General features: G+C 63.8%; 14 protein-coding genes and 1 tRNA gene. 8 read left to right on the forward strand and 7 right to left on the reverse strand.

From position 1 onward, the window contains the following. Positions 1-110: 110 nt before the first annotated feature. Both RAD04_RS20955 and RAD04_RS20960 read right to left on the reverse strand, forming a co-directional pair. Complete coding sequence (locus RAD04_RS20955) at positions 111-1,709, reverse strand: GMC family oxidoreductase (protein WP_461625263.1); 1,599 nt, start codon at positions 1,707-1,709, stop codon at positions 111-113. 101 nt (positions 1,710-1,810) lie between these two features. Beyond that, complete coding sequence (locus tag RAD04_RS20960) at positions 1,811-3,244, reverse strand: coniferyl aldehyde dehydrogenase (protein WP_461625264.1); 1,434 nt, start codon at positions 3,242-3,244, stop codon at positions 1,811-1,813. A gap of 313 nt (positions 3,245-3,557) precedes the next feature. Here RAD04_RS20960 and RAD04_RS20965 point away from each other — a divergent pair. Then, a tRNA-Met gene (locus RAD04_RS20965) sits at positions 3,558-3,634 on the forward strand. Positions 3,635-3,705: 71 nt separating this feature from the next. Here RAD04_RS20965 and RAD04_RS20970 read toward each other — a convergent pair. Continuing rightward, positions 3,706-4,617, reverse strand: a complete 912-nt coding sequence (locus tag RAD04_RS20970) for an NmrA family NAD(P)-binding protein (RefSeq protein WP_461625265.1) — start codon at positions 4,615-4,617, stop codon at positions 3,706-3,708. A gap of 352 nt (positions 4,618-4,969) precedes the next feature. Further along, a complete protein-coding gene (locus tag RAD04_RS20975) occupies positions 4,970-5,665 on the reverse strand; it encodes a DUF899 family protein (RefSeq protein WP_461625266.1) in 696 nt (231 codons plus the stop codon). A 236-nt stretch (positions 5,666-5,901) separates the two neighbouring features. On the opposite strand from RAD04_RS20975, the gene RAD04_RS20980 reads away from it, so the two are divergent. Continuing rightward, a complete protein-coding gene (locus tag RAD04_RS20980; RefSeq protein ID WP_461625267.1) occupies positions 5,902-6,801 on the forward strand; it encodes an alpha/beta fold hydrolase in 900 nt (299 codons plus the stop codon). A 148-nt stretch (positions 6,802-6,949) separates the two neighbouring features. Here RAD04_RS20980 and RAD04_RS20985 read toward each other — a convergent pair whose 3' ends face one another. Continuing rightward, entirely contained in the window at positions 6,950-7,441 is a 492-nt protein-coding gene (locus RAD04_RS20985) for a hypothetical protein (RefSeq protein ID WP_152102338.1), read from the reverse strand. A gap of 263 nt (positions 7,442-7,704) precedes the next feature. Between RAD04_RS20985 and RAD04_RS20990 the strand changes: the two genes are divergently transcribed. The 3 genes from RAD04_RS20990 (at position 7,705) to RAD04_RS21000 (ending at position 12,811) form a co-directional block, all read left to right on the forward strand. Then, entirely contained in the window at positions 7,705-10,761 is a 3,057-nt protein-coding gene (locus RAD04_RS20990; protein WP_461625268.1) for an ATP-binding protein, read from the forward strand. Between the two features lie 317 nt (positions 10,762-11,078). After that, entirely contained in the window at positions 11,079-12,293 is a 1,215-nt protein-coding gene (locus tag RAD04_RS20995) for an OpgC domain-containing protein (RefSeq protein ID WP_461625269.1), read from the forward strand. A gap of 29 nt (positions 12,294-12,322) precedes the next feature. Continuing rightward, positions 12,323-12,811, forward strand: coding sequence for a DUF2059 domain-containing protein (locus RAD04_RS21000; RefSeq protein WP_461625270.1), 489 nt, complete (start codon positions 12,323-12,325; stop codon positions 12,809-12,811). Positions 12,812-12,844: 33 nt separating this feature from the next. Here the strand turns inward: RAD04_RS21000 and RAD04_RS21005 are convergent, their stop codons facing one another. Further along, positions 12,845-14,050 carry an ABC transporter substrate-binding protein gene (locus RAD04_RS21005; protein WP_091955879.1) on the reverse strand — a complete coding sequence of 402 codons (1,206 nt, stop codon included), beginning with the start codon at positions 14,048-14,050 and terminating at the stop codon, positions 12,845-12,847. Between the two features lie 165 nt (positions 14,051-14,215). Between RAD04_RS21005 and RAD04_RS21010 the strand changes: the two genes are divergently transcribed. Beyond that, complete coding sequence (locus RAD04_RS21010; protein WP_461615859.1) at positions 14,216-14,983, forward strand: FadR/GntR family transcriptional regulator; 768 nt, start codon at positions 14,216-14,218, stop codon at positions 14,981-14,983. 116 nt (positions 14,984-15,099) lie between these two features. After that, positions 15,100-16,710, forward strand: a complete 1,611-nt coding sequence (locus tag RAD04_RS21015; protein ID WP_461625271.1) for an acyl-CoA synthetase — start codon at positions 15,100-15,102, stop codon at positions 16,708-16,710. Positions 16,711-16,747: 37 nt separating this feature from the next. On the opposite strand, the gene RAD04_RS21020 is transcribed toward RAD04_RS21015, so the two are convergent. Further along, positions 16,748-17,437, reverse strand: a complete 690-nt coding sequence (locus RAD04_RS21020; RefSeq protein ID WP_461615857.1) for an AraC family transcriptional regulator — start codon at positions 17,435-17,437, stop codon at positions 16,748-16,750. Between RAD04_RS21020 and RAD04_RS21025 the strand changes: the two genes are divergently transcribed. Next, entirely contained in the window at positions 17,436-17,621 is a 186-nt protein-coding gene (locus RAD04_RS21025; RefSeq protein WP_245324723.1) for a hypothetical protein, read from the forward strand. The two genes, RAD04_RS21020 and RAD04_RS21025, sit on opposite strands and share 2 nt — an antisense overlap. Positions 17,622-17,820 lie beyond the last annotated feature (199 nt).

A 17,820-nucleotide genomic window follows, 5' to 3' on the forward strand; every position in this document is an offset into this window, starting at 1 on the left:
GAGAAATTTGGCGAAGACTCGGAGTTTTCATCTCGCGCCACAACTACTCCCTGTGGTTATGGGTCCCCGCGTTCGCGGGGACGACACCGAGAATGACGCGGCAGCGTCGCCTAACTCGCCCGCATCTCCGCCCTGATCATATCCGCCGCCTTCTCCCCGATCATGATGGTCGGCGCGTTGGTGTTGCCGCCGATCAGCGTCGGCATGATCGAGGCGTCGACGACGCGCAAGGCCTCGACGCCGTGCACCTTCAGTGCCGGATCGACCACGGCCATCGCATCTGTCCCCATCTTGCAGGTGCCAACGGGGTGATAGACGGTGTCCACGCGATTACGCAAAATATTGCGGATGTCGTCGTCGGTTCGCACGTCGGACGTGAACATGTCCTTCTTCTGCAGCGCGCGCAGCGCCGGCGTCTCCATCAGCCGCCGCGTGGTCTTGAAGCCCGCGACCATCCTCTCGAGATCCTCCGCTTCGCCCAGAAAGTTCGGATCGATCAAGGGCGCTGCGAGCGGATCGGCGCTCTTCAGGGACACGCTGCCGCGGCTCTTCGGCCGTAGCAGGCAGACGTGACATGAGAAGCCCGCCTCCTTGTGCTTCTTGCGGCCGTGGTCGTCGAGCATCGCGATGACGAAGTGCAGCTGGATGTCAGGTACGTCGAGATCGGGCCGGGTTTTCAAAAAGCCGCCGCACTCGGCGAAATTGGTGGTCATCAGGCCGCGCCGTTCGCGGCGATAGCGCTGGATGGCGCGGATAAGGGACGGCAACCGCCCGAGCGAGGCATGAACCAGGTGCGGATAGTCGGAGGCGTAGACGAACACGAAATCCGGGTGGTCCTGCAGATTGCGCCCGACGCCGGGCAGATGGTGCACGACGCCAATGCCGTGCTTGCCAAGCGCATCTCCATCGCCGATGCCCGACAACATCAGCATCTGCGGTGACTGGAAGGCGCCGCCAGCAAGGATCACCTCGCGGCGCGCACGCAGCTGCTTCGTCTGCTTGCCCTGCACATATTCGATGCCGACGGCGCGCCCGCCCTCGAATAGGATTTTCGTGGCGTGTGCGCCCGTCTCGACGCGCAGATTGGCTCGCTTGCCGATGTGGGGATGCACATAGGCGCGTGCCGCGCTCCAGCGTTCGCCATTGTGCTGCGTCACCTGATAGCTGCCGAGCCCTTCGTGATCCTCACCATTGAAGTCCTCGCGAATGCGGAACTGCGCCTCGCGTGCGGCCTGATGGAAGACATCATGGATCGGATTGTCCGCGCACAGCCGGTTGACATGCAGCGGGCCGCCCTTGCCGTGATACTCGCCGTCGAAATCGGAGTTGTCCTCCGAGCGCTTGAAATAGGGCAGCACGTCCGCATACGACCAGCCGGCATTGCCGAGCGAAGCCCAGTGGTCGTAGTCCCATTTGTGGCCGCGGATGTAGACCATGGCGTTGATCGCCGAGGAGCCGCCAAGACCCTTGCCGCGCGGTTGATAGCCGATGCGGCCGTTCAATCCCATTTGCGGTACGGTATCGAAAGCCCAGTTGGCCGTTTTGTAAGGCAGAGCAAGCCCAAACGGTGTGGTGATGCGCCAATTGTCGTTCGTCCCGCCCGCATCGAGCAACGCCACGGATGTCGCCGCATCCTCCGACAGCCGCCCCGCAACCGTGCAGCCGCCGGAGCCCGCGCCCGCGACGACGAAATCGAATGTGTCAGTCAATGTTGTTTCCCCCCTTATCGTCATTCCGGGGCGCGCGAAGCGCGAACTATGGTGCGCAATTGCGCACCATAGTTCGTTTCGCGCCCCGGAACGACGGCCCCCTACGACATGAACCGCATCAACTTCTCCAGCCGCGCGATCTTGCCGCCATAGGGCGGATAGAGATCGGCGAGGCGGTTGAACTTGGAGCGATAGAACACCGGCTTCAGCTTGCTGAACGTGCGAAAGCCCCATTCGCCGTGGTAGGCGCCGGTGCCGGATGCCCCGACGCCGCCCATCGGCTGGTTGATTTGCGTGAAGTGAAACAGGCAGTCGTTGATTGTGACGCCGCCGGAGATGGTGCGCATCAGCACCTCGTCGCGCGCGGTGCCGTCCTTGCCGAACCAGTACAGCGCCAGCGGCCGGTCGCGATGGTTGATGAAGGCGATGGCATCAGTGGGATCGCGATAGCCGAGAACGGGGAGCACCGGCCCAAAAATCTCCTCCTGCATCGCCGCCATCGCTTCGGTCGCCCCGACGATCAGCGTCGGCGGGAATTTGCGATGCGCCTTCCAGTTTGGATCGTCCGCCTTTGCCGGCTGCAGGATTTTGGCGCCGCGCTGCGCCGCGTCCGCGACGAGGCCTTCGAGCCGGGCATAATGCCGGTCGGAGATGATCGAGGTGTAGTCCTTGTTCGAGGGATCGGTGCCGAACATCCGCCGCATCTGGGCGCGCACCTTCTCGGCGAAGGCCTGCAACGAGCGCTCCGGCACCAGCACATAGTCCGGCGCGATGCAGGTCTGCCCGGCATTGAGCAGCTTGCCGTAGGCGATGCGCTCGGCCGCTTCATCGAGGTCGGCCGAGGCGTCGATGATCGCAGGCGACTTGCCGCCGAGCTCGAGGGTAACAGGCGTCAGGTTACGCCCGGCGGCCTCCGCGACCAGCCGCCCGACCCGGGTCGAGCCGGTGAACACGAGGTGATCGAACGGCAGGCGCGCAAACGCCTCTGCGATCTCGCCTTCGATGCCGGTGACGAGCAGCTCGGTCGCATCGAATCGCGCGGCGACCGTCTCCTTCAGCAGGCCCGCGAAGTGCGGCGTGAGCTCGCTCGGCTTGATCAGCACGCGGTTGCCGGCGGCGAGCGCGCCGATCGCGGGCGCGAGCGTGAGCTGGAGCGGATAATTCCAGGGCGCGATGATGCCGACGACGCCGAGCGGCTGCGGCATCAGCCGGTTGCGCGCGGGTAGAAATTGCAGCGCGGTCGCGACCCGCTGCGGCGCCAACCAGCTCTTGAGGTGTTTTGTGGCGTGCCGGATCTCGGAGAACAGCAGCATCGTCTCGGCGATGGTGGTCTCGACCGCCGAGCGGTGGCCGAAATCGGCCGAGATCGCCTGCCGGAAACGCTCCTCGCTGTCGGCGACCACGGCACGCAGCCGCGCCAGCCGGTCGAGCCGCTCGGCAAGGCCGGCCGGCGGCTCGTCCCGCGACCGCGCGACCACGGCGTGGAAGGCCTCCTCCAGCGCTCCGACCGGGGCGCTCGTCAGGGATTTGTCCACGGGCGTTCCTCCCTCAAGCGCGCGTTTCAGCCTTAATCTTGTTGCCGCAAGCTGGCCCTTTGTGGAACTTCTGGCAAGAGCACAGGGAACGCAGCCGAAATCGGTCGCTTCCCCTGTCATAAAGTCGAAAAAAACGTTCCCGCGGCCCTTTCCAAAGGCAGCTCGGGTTGGTACATACCCCCCGCACCCGACGGGCTTTGCCCGGGGTTGCCTTCCAAGGAAGCCTTTGGGACGGACGAGAAAAGCCACGCGAACAGCGCCGGCCTCAACCGACCGTCCCCGGGATCCAACTGAAGGCAAAGCAAGTGTTTAACGCGGGGTGGAGCAGCCCGGTAGCTCGTCAGGCTCATAACCTGAAGGTCATAGGTTCAAATCCTATCCCCGCAACCAAATTCGGATTTCACCGGATCCGATACGAAAATGGCCCGCTTGATGCGGGCCATTTTTTTGGGGGAAGAGCCTCAATGCCGATTCTCTCGAGCCGCGCCGTGCCCCTCTGTCAGAGCGTGCGAGCCGCGCGACTTGGCGACAAGCGCGCCAATATAATCTTCGAGAGTGGTCCTCCCGCGTTCGAAGGGCGCCGACATCGCAAAGCCGCTATCGACGCTGACGGCGGTCATTCGCGCATAAGAGTCGGCCGCTGCGGCAGAGAAGCCCAGCTTTCGATAAGCCGCAATCCATTGATCGCGCGGTAGGACCTCGACCTTCACCGGATTGCCGAGCGCCGCGGCGAAGACATCCGCTACGTCCTGCGGCGAATAGCGCTCGGGTCCTTCGACATAATGTACATCATGGTCGCAGGGCCGCTCCAGTAGATGGCGCGCGGCCGCTTTGCCGAGATCGGCAGGCGCGACCATCGGGATCTTCATGTCCCCCGGAATCATTGTCGGCAACACGCCTCGCTTCGCGGCACCGAGCATTTCGTCCCAGTTGCTCATGTAGTAGGCGCCTCGCTGCATGGTCGCCGGTGTCGATCGCGCGGCAAGCGCCTGCTCGAAATCGTAGAGGATATTGAGATCCCCGCAGCGCTCGCCCGGCTGGGCTCCATAAGTAGACGCCGCGACGACTTTCTCGAGACCAGATCCGTCGACTGCCGCGACGATGCTCCGAACAGTAGCATGTTCCTCACGATCGGTGTCGGTCGAGACATCGGCGTTCGGGTTTAGCAGGAAAGCGCGAGTGCCCGTCCTGAACACCGCACGCAGGGCTTCGGTGTTGCGCACATCGACGACCGCGGTCTGTGCGCCGCGTTTGCACCAATCGGCATCGTTGTCGCTGCTGTGAAGCACGGCCGTGACTGGCCGACCTGCACTCAGCAACGTCGACGCCACCGCTGAGCCGACACGGCCGTTTGCTCCGATCACGATGAACATTTCTGCTCTCCATAAGGCTGAATCGGATAAATGTTACGAGTCGCCCATGGTTCCGTAATCGACCCAGTAGGATAGGAAGGGCGCAAATCACAGTTGCCGGCGGCGCCTCGTTCCGACACCTCCTCTCAATTATTCGGAGAGCGTTCGCGAAAGTCGTGCGGCCGCCTCGGTATCGGTGGGTGCGCATCCCCGCAACCAAGTTCGGATTTTACTGGATCCGAGACCAAAATGGCCCGCATGGCGCGGGCCATCTTTGTTTTGGGTTTTGTGACCTTATAGGGGGCATCGTCTGCCACGCGACCTTTGCAGATCGGATTGCGCGGCACGCGCGGTCAATGACAGCAGAAAGCGCTCAGTAAGCGAGCTTTGGATACCAGTCGGTGCCGCGTCCGTCCGGCGTGGTGTCGAGGATGGTCCAGAGCGGATCGATGTCGGGCGCGCCACGTGGGTCCTGTTGGGGATCGGCCATCCCGGCACCCATCTCGCCGGACCAGAAATGCCGGATCGTGCCGTCGCGCTGCGTGAACACGCTGTAGCCGGGCACGTCGGCGTCCTCGGCGCTGACGTAGTCGCGCGTGTAGTCGCCGGAGATGTCAGAGAAGATCTTGTGTCGTGTCCAGCCACGCGCTTTCTTTGCCTCGATCAATCGCGCGATCGGCGATCGCGCGATGAAGACGAATGCAATACGCTGCTCGATGTCAGGCAATTTGTGCTCCCACGTGCTCATGAATGAGGTGCACATCGGGCACGGCGTCTGCCGCTGCGGGCCGAACATGTAGCTGTAGATCGCGAGCGTCTGCTTGCCGCCGAACAAATCGACGAAATTCACTTTGCCATTCTCGCCTTCGAACGCGTAGTTCTTCTTCACCTCGCCGCCGGGCGGCAGGGCCCGGCGCAGTTCAGCGACACGCTCGATATGACGACGCAGCTCGATCTCCTCGGCCAGGAGGCTTTGCCGAGCGCGGCGGTAGTCGGCGCTTTCGTTGGGAAAATGAGCTTTGTTCGTGCGAGCGAGCTCGGAAGCAGGCTTCAGAATGGAACTATCCATGGCGTGACCTCTGGTTGGGGCCGATATCTCTGAAGACGTCCGGTGGCGCCTCGTTCCGACACTTCCGCTCACTTATTCGGAAAGCCTTCGCGTAAGTGAGTGCGCCGCAAATCCATCGCAACGTAGCTCGAACGACACGATATCGCGGCGGAACCCAACCTGCATCCGGGCGTCATATGAGATTGCGGGATAGAACTTGCTTCTTGATTCGCCGTCGTTCGGAAGGGACTGGTCCCATGAAGTTCGAGGATTTCGAGGCCGCCGATGTTCAGGCGGAGGAAGCACGGATTTTCATCCGTCGGGCCGGTTCGGGACCGGCGATTCTCCTGCTGCACGGGTTTCCCCAGACGCATCTGATGTGGCGAGACGTTGCGCCATTGCTCGCGCAAGACTTCACCGTCGTCTGCGCCGATCTTCGCGGATATGGTCGCAGCGGTTGTCCGCCCTCCAGCCCGGACCACGCGCCATATTCGAAACGGGCGATGGCAAAGGACATGGTGTCCGTCATGACGGAGCTTGGCTTCGACCGTTTCTCGGTTGCGGGCCATGATCGTGGCGGCCGCGTCGCTTATCGGATGGCGCTCGACCACGGCGAACGAGTGGAGCGGCTCGCCGTCCTCGACGTCGTTCCGATCGCCGATGCCTGGGAGCGCGCCGACAAGAAACTGGCGGTCGGCTATTGGCCCTGGTCGTTGCTCGCGCAGCCTGAACCTCTCCCTGAGCGGCTAGTGTCCGCAGCTCCCGATGCCGTCATCGACAATGCGCTCCATGGCTGGGGGTCGCGAGCAGACAGTTTCAGTCAGGCCGTCCGGACATCCTATGTCGAGGCGTTGCGCGACGAGGCGCATGTTCACGCGATCTGCGAGGAATATCGCGCGGCGGCGACGATCGATCATGAGCACGATCTGGCGGATCGCAATTCCGGCCGTCGGATTGATTGCCCTGTCCTGATCCTCTGGAGCGGCCGCGGCCCGTTGAATTCCTGGTATGCGAGCGAGGGCGGCCCCTTGGGGCTATGGCGGACCTGGGCCGATGACGTGCAAGGAAAGCCGCTCGATGGTGGGCACTTCTTTCCGGAGGATATTCCGCAGCAGACGGCCCGTGAGCTGAATCGGTTCTTCGGGAGCGATAGCTAGTTGCGCGTCCGCAACCTGCGAAGATGGCTCGCTCGCGTCCGGCGCGATGCTCAACACGACCTTGGTGGTGTCGGCGCGGCCCTGGCAAACAAAACGCCCGCGCACCTCAAGTGCGCGGGCGACGATCGAAGTCGGGTGCGTCTGCAGATCAGGATCGATACGGACAGACCATCGTCAGATTCAGCAACGTCGGCTTGTCCGAGCCCTTCTTGTATTCCCACTCCAGCCGGATCTCGTGTCGGTGGGCATAGGCATCGCTTGCCGCGTGGGTGATGATCTTCGTCTTCATCGGGATCGGCGGCTCGGAGTTGAAGCATTTCCGCACGCAGGCATCGAGCAGGTCACATCGTGTCAGCGGGATGACGCCGGGCTCGTCCTTGGAGAGCGGGACCGTGTTTGGCTGGGTGCTGAGGTCGACGCGGGCGCGGCCTTTCTCCTTGTGCCAGTACTTGGCGCTGCCCTGCGGCCACCTCGACGGCGGGTTCAAGATCAAATGGTACTGGCCGTATTCCAGGGTCGGCAGGTCGATGTCGTCGGATGCCTTGAGCTTGGCGACGCTCTTTTTCATGTTCGCCAGCGGATAGTAATTGGCGTTCATCAAGTCTCGAAATGCCTTGCCGCTATATACCAGTCCGGCCATCGCCTCTTTCCTCGATATGTCTGTTTGTCAAAAACCGTAGCGTCTGGCCGCAAATACGCGCGATGCGGCGGCCGATCACACAATTTGTTGTGTGCAGGCACGCTACCACCCACGACTGTACTTCGTCCAGCGAGCTACCATCCGGTAAGGTCGCGTATCCCGCAAGCCTAATTGCCATGCAGTCCCCTATTGGTAATGTAAGCCGAACGTCTCGCGGGCGCGGGTAGCGAAGACTGCTGAGGCAGTCGTTTGAAGGCGCTGGAATGCATTGCTTCGCGTGTCAGTCGGCAATCGGTCCGGGCGACAGCTGGTGCTCCAAATGCGGAGCGGCGGTCCGCGAGCGCGTAGAGCCCGACAGCGAACGGCGGTTCGTGACCATTTTGCGCGCCGACGTCGTCGATTCCACAGGACTTATCGCCGAGCTGGAGCCGGAGGCCGCGGTGTCGCGCCTTGAGCCGGCTCTCGCGGCGATGAGAGGCGCGGTGCGCCAGTTCGGTGGCATCGTCAGCAAGGAGCTCGGAGACGGGTTGGCCGCGGTGTTCGGTGCCCCGATCGCCGACGACAACCACGCGCCGCTCGCCTGCCACGCGGCCATCGAGCTCGTCCGGCGTGTTGGCAGCCTGGGCGATCCCGGTCTTCAGGTCCGGGTCGGGCTCCACTCGGGCCATGTGGTCGCCTACATGGTCGCCAGCGAATTTTCAAAGGTCTATGAGATCGGCGGGGCCGCCCAGCATCTGGCCGCGCGGCTGGAAGCGGCGGCCGAGGCGAACCAGGTCTACGTCTCCGAGGCCTGTCAGAAGCTCGCGGATGGACACGTCCGATTCGAATTCCTGGGCCGCAAGACGCTCCGCGGCTTCGGCGAGCCGATGCCTGTGTACCGGGTCATGGGCGCGAGCGATCTTTCGAGCTGGCGGGTCCGGCGTGCGCGCAGTGTTTCCCGATTTGTCGACCGCACGACCGAGCGGGCCTTGCTGTGGCGTGCGGCCGAAAGGGTCAGCGCCAGCCGCCAGACCGTTCTGCTCATGGGTGACGCCGGCATCGGAAAGTCGCGGCTTGCGCACGAGTTCGCGCAGGACCTTCGCGCCAGCGGCTGGCGACTGATCGATGCCGAGTGCAGCCCGAATCTCCAGGGCGCGCCGTACAGCGCCCTCAAGCGATTGTTGCTGTCGATCTTCGAGTTGGCCGCAAGGGATCAGGCCAGGGCGGATGATCCCAGAGGGACGTTGCCGGCCGTGCAGCAGCGAGCCATCGACGCGGTCCTGGACCTGCCGATCTCCGATCCGCAATGGGACGAACTGGAGCCGCACGCGCGCGGGCGCGCGATTTCAGATGCTAGCTGCGCGATCGTCGAGAGCATCGCCCGTCGTCAGCGCACGATCCTTCTGATCGAGGACCTGCACTGGATCGATCGGGCCAGCGATACGGTCATGGCCACTCTCTCCGCGCTGCAATGTCCCGATTTGCTCGTGCTGCTGACCACGCGGCCCAACGGGATGCCGGTGTGGATTGCGCGCTGTCACGCAGAGATCGTGGCCATGCGACCCCTCGACGACGATTCGGGCTTGGCCATGCTCGCCGAAATGCTCGGCCCCGCCACCACCAACGAGGATCTGAAAAACCGGATCATCTCCCATACCGCCAACGTTCCGCTGTTCATCGAGGAAGTCTGCCGCAGTCTGAAGGATAGCGGCATGCTCCTCGGTCAATGGGGCGACCTGTCTCTTGCGCGTCCCGTGGAAGAGCTAGGCATTCCCACCAGCATTCAAGGTGTGATCGCGGCGCGGCTGGATCGCGTGTCACGACAGGAACGATCGCTTCTGCAGATCGCCGCGGCGTTTGGTCCCCGGACAAACCAGGCCCTGCTTCGGAAGATCGCGGCCTTGCCGGAAGGCGTGCTGCAGGATTGCCTCACTGCGCTCGACCGGGCCGAACTGCTCGTCAGGATCGATAGCGAGTTGGAGGACTCGCTCGAATTTCGGCACGAGATGGTCCGGCAAGTGACCTACGATTCCATGGTCGAAAAGGTGCGCGAAAGCATCCATGCCAGCATCCTCGCAGCGCTCGAGGACGACGAGGCATCGAACGACGGGCCGGACGCGCTCTGCTATCACGCGACGAGGGCGAAGGATTGGCAGAAGGCGTTTCACCATGGCAGAAGCGCCGCTCGAAAATGTCTGGTGCGCTCAGCCTACGCCGACGCGGTCGACTATTTCGAGATCGCAATGGGGTCTCTCGACAAGACCCCGGTGACGCAAGCGCGAGAAGCGGACGCCATCGATCTCCGGATGGAGGCGCGCTTGGCCTTTGCCGGATCGGGGCGCGTCGCCGAAGCCCTGGATCTGGGACGCGAAGCCGAACGGCGCGCCGATGCAATCGACGACATCGGGCGCAAGATCGCGGCCATGACCGTGAGGGCGGGCGCGCAGAACTTCTACGGAACGCCGGTCGAAGCTGTCGCGATCGGGGAAGAGGTCGTGCGCCTGGCGGAAAGCTCAGGCAATCCCGGCTGGCGTAATCTCGCGCAATATGGTCTTGGGCAGGCCTATTTCCTCTGCGGTCGCTATCATAGCGCCGAGAAGATGCTGGCCGCGGCACGTGCCGGTCTCGTGGGCTCGGCATCGAGTGCCCCGATCGGCACGACTCCGCGATCCTTGCTCCTCCTCTGCTGCATGATGAACGGCATCACCCACACCGTCATGGGTGAGCTCGACACCGCCGAGCAGCTCCAGCAACAGGCCGCCGCGATCGCGGAGGAGACCGGCCGTCCCTACGATCGCGTCGCCGCCGCCTATAGCGGCGGCTGGCTGATGCTCGGTCGGGGCGACCCTGAGGCGGCCGCCGCCATTCTCGAAGACGGGTTTGTGCTGGCGCAGAAGCACGGCATCCGCCTGTTCGTGCCGGTGCTCGCCTGCCACCTCGGCATGGCCTATCTGGAGCAGGGGCTGTTCGATCGGGCGCGCGGCATGCTGACCGAGGCGCGCGAGGAGGCCAAGGCGGTCGGCTATACCTCGGCGGTGCTGCGCAGCTCGATCTACCTTGCGCTCGCGACCTGTCGCCTCGGCGATGTCAGGGCGGCGCAGAACATGCTGCGCGAGGCGCGCAACACCGCCCGCCAGCAGGGATTTTCGGGCCTCGAGGCCGAGGCCCTGTTCGGCGAAGCCGTTGTGACGCCCGCCGCCAGTACGGAGAGCAGGGCGACCATCCTTACCGCGCTGCGCGCGGCCATCGCGATCGCCTCCGAAAGCGGCGCGCGGCCGCTCCAGCGCAAGGCCGAGGCGATGCTGACCGAGGTGCTCGCCCAGGGCAGCGAGCTCATCTGACGTCGCGTCCCGCCGGGTCTGCACCTTGTCGCCGCGGACCGCACCGTCGGCCCAAAATGTCGAATGAATCTTGTAGGTAGCACAATGGGTTAGCTACTGTGCATGGGGTTGTTTTCGACATAATTGGTCGGGCGCCGCCTCCGGACGGCTGCGAGAGGCAGCCCCGCTCACCGCAGTGACAAGCCCCTTGCACCGACGCCAAGGTGGGCTACCGTCGGTGACTAGCCGCAGGGCCAGGTGACTTTTGATCTCGATTTTTTAGCATCGCATTTTGCCGGCGCCGCGATGGCGCGACGCCTACCGGATGAGGCGGGGCCATGATCACACGAGACCAGTCAGCTTTGTTGGCACCGGTCGAGCGCGACCTCAGGCTCGATCTCTTCCGCGGCATCGGACTGTGGATGATCTTCCTCGACCACATCCCGCACGACGTCGTGGCCTGGCTGACGCTGCGCAATTACGGCTTCAGCGACGCCGCCGAATTCTTCGTCTTCATCTCCGGCTATCTGGTCGGCTGGATCTACGGGCCGATCGTCGCCGGCGGCTGGTTTCTCGCCGCGGCGAAGCGGTTGTGGCGGCGTGCGGCCGAGTTGTATGTCGCGCACATCATGCTGTTCCTGCTGTTCACGGCGCAGATCGCCCGCACCGCGCGTCGCTTCGACAATCCGATGTACCAGCACGAGTTCAACGTGTTCAACTTCCTGGCGCATCCGGACGAGCTGATCGGGCAGGCGATCGTGCTGAAATACAAGCCGGTCAATCTCGACGTGCTGCCGCTCTACATCGCGCTGGTGGTGGCTTCGCCCTTCATCGTCTGGTGCCTGGTGCGCCGGCCGAACCTGACGCTCGCCGCCTCGGTCGTGCTCTACGTGCTGGCGCGCTGGTTCAACTGGAACGTCGCTTCCTACCCGCCCGGCACGACCTGGTACTTCAATCCGTTCTGCTGGCAGTTGATGTTCGTGTTCGCGGCCTGGTGCGGCGTCGGCCAGATCGACAAGGTCGCCAGATGGGTGTGGTCGAGGGCGGCGATGGGTCTGGCCGCGGCCTGGCTGGTGTTCGCGCTGCTGATCGTGATGACCTGGCACGTCCCCGCGCTCGAGGCGCTGATCCCGAAATGGATGATCAAGGCGATCTACCCGATCGACAAGACCGACCTCGACATGCTGCGCTTCACGCATTTCCTGGCATTGGCAATCTGGGTCACCCACTTCCTCTCGCGCAAATGGCGGGCGCTGCATGGGGTCTGGCTGCGCCCCGTGATCCTCTGCGGCCAGCATTCGCTGCCGATCTTCTGTCTCGGTGTGTTCCTGTCGTTCTCGGCGCACTGGATCCTGACGCAATACACCAAGGGCGTCTGGGAGCAGTTCGCCGTCTCCATCGTCGGCATCGTCATCATGGTCGGCGCGGCCTGGCTGCTCAACCGCGCCGAGCGCGTGCCGAACCTGTTCGTGAAGGTGACGGAGGTCGAGGAGCCGGAGATGGTCGAGAGCGCGCAGGCCGCGACCGCCGGCGCGGCTCCCGCGAGCCGCTGAAGCATCGTCCGCATGTCCTGGAGAGCCCAATGTCCAAACGTTTGTTGACGATCGCCGGCGCTCTCCTGTTTCTCGTTTGCGGTGCATCGGCGCAGGCGCCGTCGCCGGAGGCGATGAGCGCGGCACGCAAGCTCGTCGTCACCTTGAAGATCGCCGATCAGTACCGCGCATTGCTGCCGCAGCTCCTGCTCAAGCTTCGGCCCGTGGTTGCGCAGGACAGGCCGGAGATCGAGCGCGACTACGATGCGGTGACGGCACCCGGCTCCGAGATCTATGCTCCGTTCGTTGCGTCCATGGTCGAGCAGATCGCGGCGTTCTATGCCCAAAGCTTCACGGTGGACGAGCTGCGCCAGATCGAGGCGTTCTATGCCCAGCCGGCCGGCAAGAAGTTTTTGGAGAAGTCGGACGCGCTGGCGCAGGCGAGTGCGCAGATCGGCCAGGACGTCAGCCAGAAGGCCGCCGACGAACTGAAGCAACGCCTGATCGAGGCGCTGCGCAAGAAGGGGCACAAGCTGTAGGCTGTGCGTTGTCTGGCGCGCGCGCGGCGAGCCTCACTTCACCAGCGGGCAGCCGCCATCCTTCAGGGGCCGAAACGCCTGATCGGCGGGCACCTCGGCGAGCAGCTTGTAGTAATCCCACGGCCCCTTGGATTCCTCCGGCTTCTTCACCTGGAACAGGTACATGCTGTGCACCATGCGGCCGTCCTCGCGCAGCACGCCGTTGTCGGTGAAGGCGTCCTTTACCGGCAGCTCGCGCATCTTGGCCATCACCGTCTTGGTGTCCCTGGTGCCGGCCGCCTGCACGGCCTTGAGGTAATGCAGCGTCGCGCTGTAGGTCGCGGCCTGGTTCATGGTCGGCATGCGCTTGACGCGCTCGAGGAAGCGCTTGCCGAAGGCGCGGGTCTTGTCGTTGAGATCCCAGTAATAGGCCTCGGTGATGATCAGGCCTTGCGCGAGCTTCAAGCCGAGGCTGTGCACGTCGGAGATGAACATCACGATCGCCGCCAGGTTCTGTCCGCCGGCGACGATGCCGAACTCACCGGCCTGCTTGATCGCGTTGATGGTGTCGCCGCCGCCGTTGGCGAGGCCGATGATCTTGGCCTTGGAAGCCTGGGCCTGGAGCAGGAACGAGGAGAAATCGGCGGTGTTGAGCGGATGCTTGACGCTGCCCAGCACCTTGCCGCCCGCAGCCTTCACGACGTCGCCGGTATCGCGCTCGACCGAGTGGCCGAACACGTAGTCGGCGGTGAGGAAGAACCAGGTGTCGCCGCCGTTCTTGACGATGGCGCTGCCGACGGTGTGCGCGTTGGCATAGGTGTCGTAGGTCCAGTGCGCGGTGTAGGGCGAGCAGGATTTTCCGGTGATGTCGGAGCTGGCCGCATCCGTCACGATCATGATCTTCTCGTACTGCTTCGACAGCTCCATCACCGCGAGCGCGGTCGCCGAGGTCGGCAGGTCGATGATCATGTCGACGCCTTCGGTCTCCCACCATTTGCGCGCGATGGTGGAGGCGACGTCGGGCTTGTTGAGCACGTCGGCACTGACCATGTCGATCGGCTTGCCGAACATCTGGCCGCCGAAATCCTCGATTGCCATTTTGGTCGCCTCGACATTCCCCATGCCGCCGATGTCGGAATAGACGGAGGAGAAGTCGGAGAGCACGCCGATCTTAAGCGGCGCCTGCTGGGCCGAGGCAGGGGTGATCAGGGCAGCCGACAGCAAGCCGGCCGCAGACACGAGTGCTGCGATGGGTCTCATGGATACGTTTCCTCTTGAGCGGGACTATTCTGTCCCTTTGTCCGACAAAGCTAGAGCGGGGTTCCGGCGGAGTCAATTTCCTCCGCAGATGTTATGAATGATGTAGTTTGACGCACCCGTCGTCGGCGCCTATACTTTGTCCGACAATCGCCATTGGAGGCCGGTTTGCCCATCGCGCCGCTGTTCCGACCGATCGATGTCGCGCCGGCCTATCAGAAGGTCGCCGACGCCATCGAACGCGAGATCGTCAATGGCCGCATCAAGCCCGGCGATCCCATCGGCACCGAGCATGACCTGGTCCGCCAGTTCGGCGTCAATCGCTCGACCATTCGCGAGGGCATCCGTGTGCTGGAGGAGGGCGGGCTGATCCGGCGCGATTCCTCGCGCCGCTTGCACGCCTGCCTGCCGCGCTACAGCAAGCTCGCAAGCCGTCTCAGCCGCGCGCTGGTGCTGCATGAGGTGACCTTCCGCGAGCTCTATGAGGCCTCGATGACGCTGGAGGTAGCCAGCATCGAGGGCGCCGTGGAACGGGCGAGCGAGGAGAACCTCGCCGAGCTCGCCGGCAATCTCGCCCGCAGCGAAGCCGCCGTTGGCAGTCCCGCGATGCTGGCCGAATGTGACGCCGAATTCCACGTGCTGGTCGCAAAAGCTTCGCAGAACCGCGTGCTCCAGCTCGCGCGCGAGCCCGCGGCGCAGCTGTTCTATCCGACCACCGAGATGATCGTGACGGGTGTCGCCGAGGGCGGCCCGCGTCTCGTCGCGGCGCACCGCCATCTCATCGACGCGATCCGCCGCCGCGATCGCGAGGCCGGCGTGCTCTGGACGCGCCGGCATTTACAGGACTGGCGCCGCGGCTTCGAGAAGATCGCCTCGCTCGATCGCTCGGTCGAGCACATGTACATGGAGCACGCGCAGGCGGCCCGGCGAAGATAGCGCCGCATGATCCGGAAAAGTGTGAAGCGGTTTTCCGGCAAGATCATGCGCAAAAGAGAAGACGCAAGATTTCAAGCAAGAAATCCAACAAACAAAGACATCACCCGGAGGGACACATGAGCGAGACCGCAGCCATCATCGCGAAGGCACGCGAACATTCCATCGGCGATCTCCTGCGCCGCTCGGCAGGGCGCGAACCGAACAAGCTCGCGGTGAGTTGCGGCAATGTGAGCTGGACCTTTGCCGAGATGGACGCGATCTGCAACCGGCTCGGCCGGGGTCTGCTCGGGCTCGGCGTGAAGAAGGGCGACCGCCTCGCGGTGCTGTCGCGCAATTCGCACGCGTTCGCCGCGCTGCGCTTCGCGGTGGCGCGGATTGGCGCGGTTCTGGTGCCGATCAACTTCATGCTCAATCCGGACGAGATCAATTTCATCCTGAAGAGCTCCGGGGCCAAATTGCTCGCGACCGGTCCCGATTTCGTCGAGCCGGCGAAGGCCGCCAGCGCGAAAGACTGTGCGGTCGAAAAAATGATCTGGCTGCCGGGCGAGGATCCCGCGTCGGCGCCGGCGGGCCTCACCACCTTCGACGACCTGCTTCATTCCGACGGCTCGTTCCTGGAAGCCTCGGTCGATAGCCGCGATCTCGCGCAGATCGTCTACACCTCAGGCACCGAATCCCTGCCCAAGGGCGCGATGCTGACCCATGAAGCCGTGATGTGGCAGTATGTCAGCTGCATCATCGATGGCGGCATGAGCGTGGACGACAAGTTCCTGCACGCGCTGCCGCTCTATCACTGCGCTCAGCTCGACGTCTTCCTGGGGCCGCAAGTCTATCTCGGTGCCCCCGGGGTGATCACGGGCAAGCCGACCGCCGACAACATCCTGGCGCTGATCCAGGCGCACAAGATCACCTCCTTCTTCGCGCCGCCAACGATCTGGATCGCGATGCTGCGCTCGCCGAATTTTGACAAGTCCGACCTGTCGTCCCTGCAAAAAGGCTATTACGGCGCCTCGATCATGCCTGTGGAAGTTTTGCTCGAGCTTCAGCGCCGCCTGCCCGCCGTAAAATTCTGGAATTTCTACGGCCAGACCGAGATCGCGCCGCTGGCGACCGTGCTGCGGCCGGAGGACCAGCTGCGCAAGGCAGGCTCGGCAGGCAAGCCGGTGCTCAATGTCGAGACGCGCGTCGTCAACACGTCAATGGAAGACGTTGAGGTCGGCGAGGTCGGCGAGATCGTGCACCGTTCGCCGCATCTATTGTCCGGCTATTACAACGATCCCGTGAAGACTGCGGCAGCATTCACCGGCGGCTGGTTTCACTCCGGCGATCTCGCCACCGTCGACGAAGAGGGCCACATCACCGTGGTCGACCGCGTCAAGGACATGATCAAGACCGGCGGCGAGAATGTCGCCAGCCGCGAGGTCGAGGAGATGGTGTATCGTATCCCGGCGGTTTCCGAGGTTGCCGTCGTCGGCCTGCCCGATCCGCGCTGGATCGAGGCGGTCACCGCCATCGTCGTGGTCAAGAGCGGTGAAAAGCTGGACGAGGACGCCGTCATCAAGCACTGCGCCGGTCAGATGGCGCATTTCAAGGTGCCCAAGCGCGTCATCTTCGTGGATGCCTTGCCGAAGAATCCGAGCGGCAAGCTGCTCAAGCGCGAGCTGCGCCAGCGCTTCGTCGGCGGCGAGACGCTCGACAAGGCGATCCAGAAGAATTTTGGCGCGTAAGGCCGGGCGGCTTTTGGCTGCGTCGTGATCAAGTTCGCTAGCCGGCGTCGCCGGCCAGCTTCCTGACGTCGTCCGGCGTCTGCCCGAACCGGCGGCGAAACGCGCGATGGAAGTAGGAGACGTCGTGGAAACCGGCGAGATGCGCGATCTCGATGATCTTGCGTGTGCGCAGGCTCGGATTTCGAAGGAGACGTTCGGCACGCAGCAGGCGCTGCTCCAGCACGAAGCCGCTATAGGTGATGCCGGCCTGCTCGAACAGCAGCTGGATCGTGCGCGGGCTGACCCGGTGCGCGGCTGAAAGGACGGTGAGCGACAGCGCGGGGCTGTCAAGCTGCGCCAGGATGTCGGACTTGAGGGTTTCGAGACGCGCTGCCGCCAGGCCGCGCATTCGAGCCTGCTCGGCGACATCGCCGCGCGCTCCGATCATCAGCACCGAGAGGTCGAACAAGTGCTGCGAGACCGCGTCGAGTTCCGCGGGGGCGAGTTTGTCGGCATAAGCATGCGCGAGATCGTAATATCGCAGGTACATCGACGTGATCGGATTGGCGCCGGGGATCGACCGCGCAATCAGGTCCTCGGCATTCGGGCAAACGCGTAGCAGCGCCTTGCGCGGCAGCAGCGCGGTCCGAAAATTGCCGTTCCCGGTCTGAGTGATGTAGGCGCCTTTGATCGAGGGATCGCCAATTGTGACGTCCCCCGCCGCGATCTCCAGCGGGCGTTTTCCCATGGTCCCGCTCAATGCCGAATTGGGCGACGTGGTAATCACCAATTCGTCGTTCGTCCCCAACGACACGAAAGATATCGGCGAGCCGAACGAGGCCGAGAGCCTGATGCGGGGAAGAATGGCCGGCGCAATGGTCCGGTGGACTCGCCCTTCCCCGACCGGCACGAAATCGACGTTCGCCACCTGACGGCAAAACTGCTCGCGCCATCTTTCATAGGCCGGGCCATTCGGGTCGCCATCAAAGGAGAGTTGAGGCTGGATCATCGATCGGGAAGGGCAGGTCTGTTGGCGATTACGGCAGGTTGTATCGTCACGCTGCTGCTCCGCAACGGCAAAAGCGGGAAATTGCGTGATAAGCCACTTGCGATGACGCGCTGCGACCGCGA

Source organism: Bradyrhizobium sp. 25ACV (assembly GCF_054863005.1).

Bases quoted from the DNA above. Each gene is read 5' to 3' on its own strand.
- RAD04_RS21020 (WP_461615857.1), bottom strand. From the start codon at position 17,437: ATGGGAAAACGCCCGCTGGAGATCGCGGCGGGGGACGTCACAATTGGC.
- RAD04_RS21015 (WP_461625271.1), top strand. From the start codon at position 15,100: ATGAGCGAGACCGCAGCCATCATCGCGAAGGCACGCGAACATTCCATC.
- RAD04_RS20980 (WP_461625267.1), top strand. From the start codon at position 5,902: ATGAAGTTCGAGGATTTCGAGGCCGCCGATGTTCAGGCGGAGGAAGCA.
- RAD04_RS21000 (WP_461625270.1), top strand. From the start codon at position 12,323: ATGTCCAAACGTTTGTTGACGATCGCCGGCGCTCTCCTGTTTCTCGTT.
- RAD04_RS20995 (WP_461625269.1), top strand. From the start codon at position 11,079: ATGATCACACGAGACCAGTCAGCTTTGTTGGCACCGGTCGAGCGCGAC.
- RAD04_RS20990 (WP_461625268.1), top strand. From the start codon at position 7,705: ATGCATTGCTTCGCGTGTCAGTCGGCAATCGGTCCGGGCGACAGCTGG.
- RAD04_RS20985 (WP_152102338.1), bottom strand. From the start codon at position 7,441: ATGGCCGGACTGGTATATAGCGGCAAGGCATTTCGAGACTTGATGAAC.
- RAD04_RS21025 (WP_245324723.1), top strand. From the start codon at position 17,436: ATGGTCCCGCTCAATGCCGAATTGGGCGACGTGGTAATCACCAATTCG.
- RAD04_RS20970 (WP_461625265.1), bottom strand. From the start codon at position 4,617: ATGTTCATCGTGATCGGAGCAAACGGCCGTGTCGGCTCAGCGGTGGCG.
- RAD04_RS21005 (WP_091955879.1), bottom strand. From the start codon at position 14,050: ATGAGACCCATCGCAGCACTCGTGTCTGCGGCCGGCTTGCTGTCGGCT.
- RAD04_RS20975 (WP_461625266.1), bottom strand. From the start codon at position 5,665: ATGGATAGTTCCATTCTGAAGCCTGCTTCCGAGCTCGCTCGCACGAAC.